This window comes from Prevotella conceptionensis 9403948 (genome assembly GCF_000312305.1).
GTDB classification, from domain to species: domain Bacteria; phylum Bacteroidota; class Bacteroidia; order Bacteroidales; family Bacteroidaceae; genus Prevotella; species Prevotella conceptionensis.
On the sequence record NZ_HE999445.1, the window covers coordinates 102,638 to 107,017 of the forward strand.

Consider the following 4,380-nt stretch of genomic DNA (forward strand, 5'->3'; position numbering starts at 1 on the left):
AATACGCAACACGGGATTAGAACTTACGGTGAACGCACACCCCCTGACGGGTGCATTGCAATGGGATTCGGAGTTCCAAATATCGTGGAACAAGAACAAGTTGGTGGCTCTTTCGGGCACAAAAAACGCCGCCATCGTGGGTTACGGACAGTGGAACGATGTGATTAGCGTGTCGAACATAGGCGAATCGCTGTACAGTTTCTATGGTTTCGTTACCGATGGCGTGTATAAAGACCTGGCCGACCTTGAAACTTCGCCCAAGACTGCGAAATATCCAGCCGACGGAAAAAGCTTTGATCGCAACACCACTCCTTGGATTGGCGACCTTAAATTCAAAGACATCAGCGGTCCAGAAGGCAAGCCCGACGGCGTTATCGACGACTACGACAAGACCAACATCGGGTCGCCCATGCCCAAGTTCACCTTCGGATGGACCAACACTTTCCGCTACAAGAACTTCGACCTCAACGTATTTGTTAACGGAACCTACGGCAACAAGGTGTACAACTACATGAAAATGAAGCTCACCCACATGAACAGCTTGTGGAGCAATCAGCTTAAAGACGTTACCAAACGCGCCCGATTGGAACCCATCGACCCGTCGAAAACCTACGCGCCAGGCAGTTATTGGTACACCGATGCCAGCAACATACGCGTGGCCAACCCCGGAACAAACATCCCCCGCGCCACTATTACCGACCCCAACGACAACGATGTGATTAGCGACCGCTATATAGAAGACGGCTCGTATATCCGCTTAAAGAACATCGCCTTGGGCTATACGCTGCCCAAGAAGTGGATTTCTAAATGGGGAATAGACAATCTTCGCGTGTATGTAAACATCCAAAACCTGCTTACCATAACGGGTTATGATGGCTACGACCCCGAAATTGGCGCCAGCACTGCCGACATCAACGGTTACACTTACGGCTTAGACAACGGCCGCTACCCCTCGCCAACCACCTATTCGTTTGGCCTTACCTCACCTTCTAACAATAAACCTTCTTCAAGATGAAACGTTTAACATATCTATATATGGCCATCTCCCTAGCAACGGGCGCGCTTACAACATCGTGCAACGACTTTCTGGACAGGCCCGCAGAAGACTCTTACAACGCCGGCACGTTCTATAAGGACGACAACCAGTGTCTGCAAGGTGTGAATTACCTGTACAATTCGCCTTGGTACGACTTCCAACGCGGCTTCATTAAGGTAGGCGAAGTGATGTCGGGCAACTACTATTGGGGTTCTAGTCCTTACTTAACGCTCACCGTTAACGGCACCGACGGCGACTTGATGAACATGTCTTACTCGCTGTGGTCGGTTATCGGGCATGCCAACACCGTGTACAACAACCTTAAAAACGCCACGGCATCGCAAGCCGTAAAGAACCAGTGCATGGGCGAGTGCTTGGCATGGAAGGCTATGGCCTACTTCTTCTTGGTGCGTTCGTTTGGCGATGTGCCCATCATTCACGACAACTCGGCCATGCTTGCCGACGGTTCGTACAGTAATGTAAGTAGAGTAAAGAAGGCCGACGTGTACGAATACATCATCCTTACACTTGAAAAGGCCATGCAACTGCTGCCTCGCCAGGGTTCGCCAGGCCGCATAGACTATTACGCCGCAGAGGGATTGCTCGCCAAAGTGTACCTAACCAAAAGCGGGTGAACGCTAATGGTAACGGACAACGCAACGCCGACGACCTGAAAAAGGCCGCAGCGTATGCCAAAGACGTGATAGACAACAGCGGACGTACGTTGATGGCGAACTACGCCGATGTGTTCCGCCTGCAAAACGCCATGAACAGAGAGTTTCTTTTCGCATGGATGTGGACGGCCGACACCAGTATTTGGACCGTGCAAAACACCTTGCAAAGCGACTTAGCCATGGTGGGTTTCGACGAATTTGGCGATTGTTGGGGCGGATATAACGGCCCTTCGATAGATTTGCAAGAGGCTTTCGGCGTGTCGCCAACCGAAAATCCCGAAAGCAGAAGTGAGGTAGACACCCGCAGAAAGGCCACAATGATGATGGCAGGCGACTTTTACGACTACTTCTGGACCGACAAAACAGACAACAAAGGGCGTAAGGGTTTCAACTATTTGCAGTTTATGTACGATGCCGACAACTATGGTAGCGGGGGTCCTGGCAAGCTGCAAAGCGCTACAGGTGCCAACAATGTGAAACATCTTTACGGCAATGCGTACGACCATAAGACGTTCGCCATTGACGGAATATCGGCATCTAACATGCACAGCAGTTTGCCAACGCCCGTGCTTAGACTCTCAGACGTGTACTTGGTGTATGCAGAGGCCGTGATAGGCAACGGCACATCCACCACTGATGCCTCGGCCATCGATGCCTTTTACAAGGTTCGCAGCAGGGCAGTGAAGTCGGCATCGCGCCCAACAAGCATCTCTTGGCAAGACGTTTGGAAAGAACGCCGACTGGAATTGGCGATGGAGGGCGACCGCTGGTACGACTTTGTGCGCCGCAGCTACTACGACACGGCAGGCTGCATAGCCGAACTTAAAGCCCAAAAGCGCGGCGCGTTCTTCGGTCTTAACACCCTGTACGAGAACTATTACAAGAGTGGCGCATGGAACGTTAACACCACCGACATGCGATACAACCCCGACGCACAGGCTCCTAACGTAACAGCACAGAGCTTTACGCTGCCCTTCCCAAGTCAGGATGTGGTGTTCAACGGCAATCTTCTGAACGAGGCCGTACACGTAGACGTGCGTTCAACCTATTCTTATTAACCCACCAATAAATACATCATACAATGAAACGTTCCATCATAACGTTGCGTTCGCTTGCCGCATGGCTTGCCTTGGCAACCTTAGCCCTTACCGCATGTAGCGACCAACCCGACGAATACAAGCCCACGGGCGGTTCTCCCCAGGTGCAATACATACGTTTGCCTGAGAGTGTCGACTCGATAATCACCCAAAGTTACATGCAACGCACCATCTGCTTGGTGGGAAGCAACCTGCGAAGTGTGCGCCGAATGTTCTTCAACGACAAGGAGGCGGTGCTCAATTCTAGCTTTATCACCGACAACACGCTGCTTGTAGACATTCCCGGAGAAATACCTTCGGCCGTTACCGATAAGATATATATGGTGAATGGCGATGGAGATACCACCACACATGCCTTCCACGTGATTGTTCCGCCGCCCTCGGTAAAGGCCATGAACTGCGAGTATGCACCCGCAGGAGAAGAAGTGACCATCACGGGCGACTACTTTATACAAGACCCCTACAAGCCTTTGCAAGTTCTTTTTAACGATGGTGCATTGGCCGTTACCGACATCAAGGGCATCACGAAGAACAGCATCACCTTCACCATGCCCACAGGGGCCACCGCGGGTCGCGTGATTGTACAGTCGGTTTACGGCAAAGGCGAGTCCGACTTCGTATATAAAGACACGCGCAACATCATCTTCGACTTCGACGGTTCGCACGGTGGAATGACCAAAGGACATGGTTGGCGCGCCGGAAACATACGCGCTGGCGGCATCGACGGCAGCTATCTCTACTTCGGTGGTGTAAAGATGTTGGGCAAAGTTGGTGCTACTTGGGCCGAAGATAACTTCGCCATGAACTATTGGCCCGAACCAAACAACAACTTCCCAGAGATTTCTAGCATCACTACCATTGCCGCGATGCTCGACACTTGCAGCGTTTCCGACCTCGTTTTGAAGTTCGAATGCCGCGTACCTGCCAACAAGACGTGGCGTGCTTCGGCCCTACAAGTCATCTTTACAGGCAATGCCGACGTGACATATACCAATGCCAACAGCCAATATTACGGCAAGAAAGACCTGCCGCGCGGCTTGTGGATTCCTTGGCAAGCAACTGGAAGCTATAACACGGGCGACAAATGGGTGACTGTAAGCATGCCCCTCTCTACATTCAACAAAACGGGCGACGGACAAACGGCTGGCTCGGCACTTACCAAAGACCGACTCACAGGCTTCACCTTCTTCCTTTGGAGCGGTGGCGTTGAAGGAACCGACTGCGAGCCCGAACTCTATATCGACAACGTTAGGCTTGTGCCTGCCAAATAATTAAAACCGATTACAATGAAACGAAATACGATATACCTAGCCGTTTTCGCGGCTCTGTCGCTGTCGGCAACAGCCTGCAACGATGCTGTTGAACACAACATACAAGCTGTTGGTGCGCCTGCGTTTGTTGGTGTTAGTCCGCAAGAGAACATCAAAGCAGGTCTCGACTCCATCGTCGTTACCTACGATAAAAACGTTTTCTTTGCATCGTCGCAATACCAACGCATCACACTCAACGGCCAACCCGTGGTTAGTGCCAACGTTATCGGCTCGTCTAACAAGCTTTTGCTGATGGCTAATAT

The 4,380-nt window shown here is 51.5% G+C and carries 1 protein-coding gene and 3 pseudogenes; all 4 read left to right on the top strand.

All coding sequences use genetic code 11. From position 1 onward, the window contains the following. A pseudogene (locus tag BN93_RS04795) lies at positions 1–1,015 on the top strand (SusC/RagA family TonB-linked outer membrane protein); the annotation flags it as partial. Further along, positions 1,012–2,768 (top strand): annotated as a pseudogene (locus BN93_RS04800) (RagB/SusD family nutrient uptake outer membrane protein). The pseudogenes BN93_RS04795 and BN93_RS04800, both read left to right, overlap by 4 nt. 23 nt (positions 2,769–2,791) lie before the next feature. After that, on the top strand, positions 2,792–4,078 hold the full coding sequence (locus BN93_RS04805; protein ID WP_019187207.1) for a glycan-binding surface protein: 1,287 nt from the start codon (positions 2,792–2,794) through the stop codon (positions 4,076–4,078). A gap of 15 nt (positions 4,079–4,093) precedes the next feature. Continuing rightward, positions 4,094–4,380 (top strand): annotated as a pseudogene (locus BN93_RS17895) (beta-mannosidase); the annotation flags it as partial.

Excerpts from the sequence above, each read along its gene's own strand:
- BN93_RS04805 (WP_019187207.1), top strand. The coding sequence starts at position 2,792 with ATGAAACGTTCCATCATAACGTTGCGTTCGCTTGCCGCATGGCTTGCC.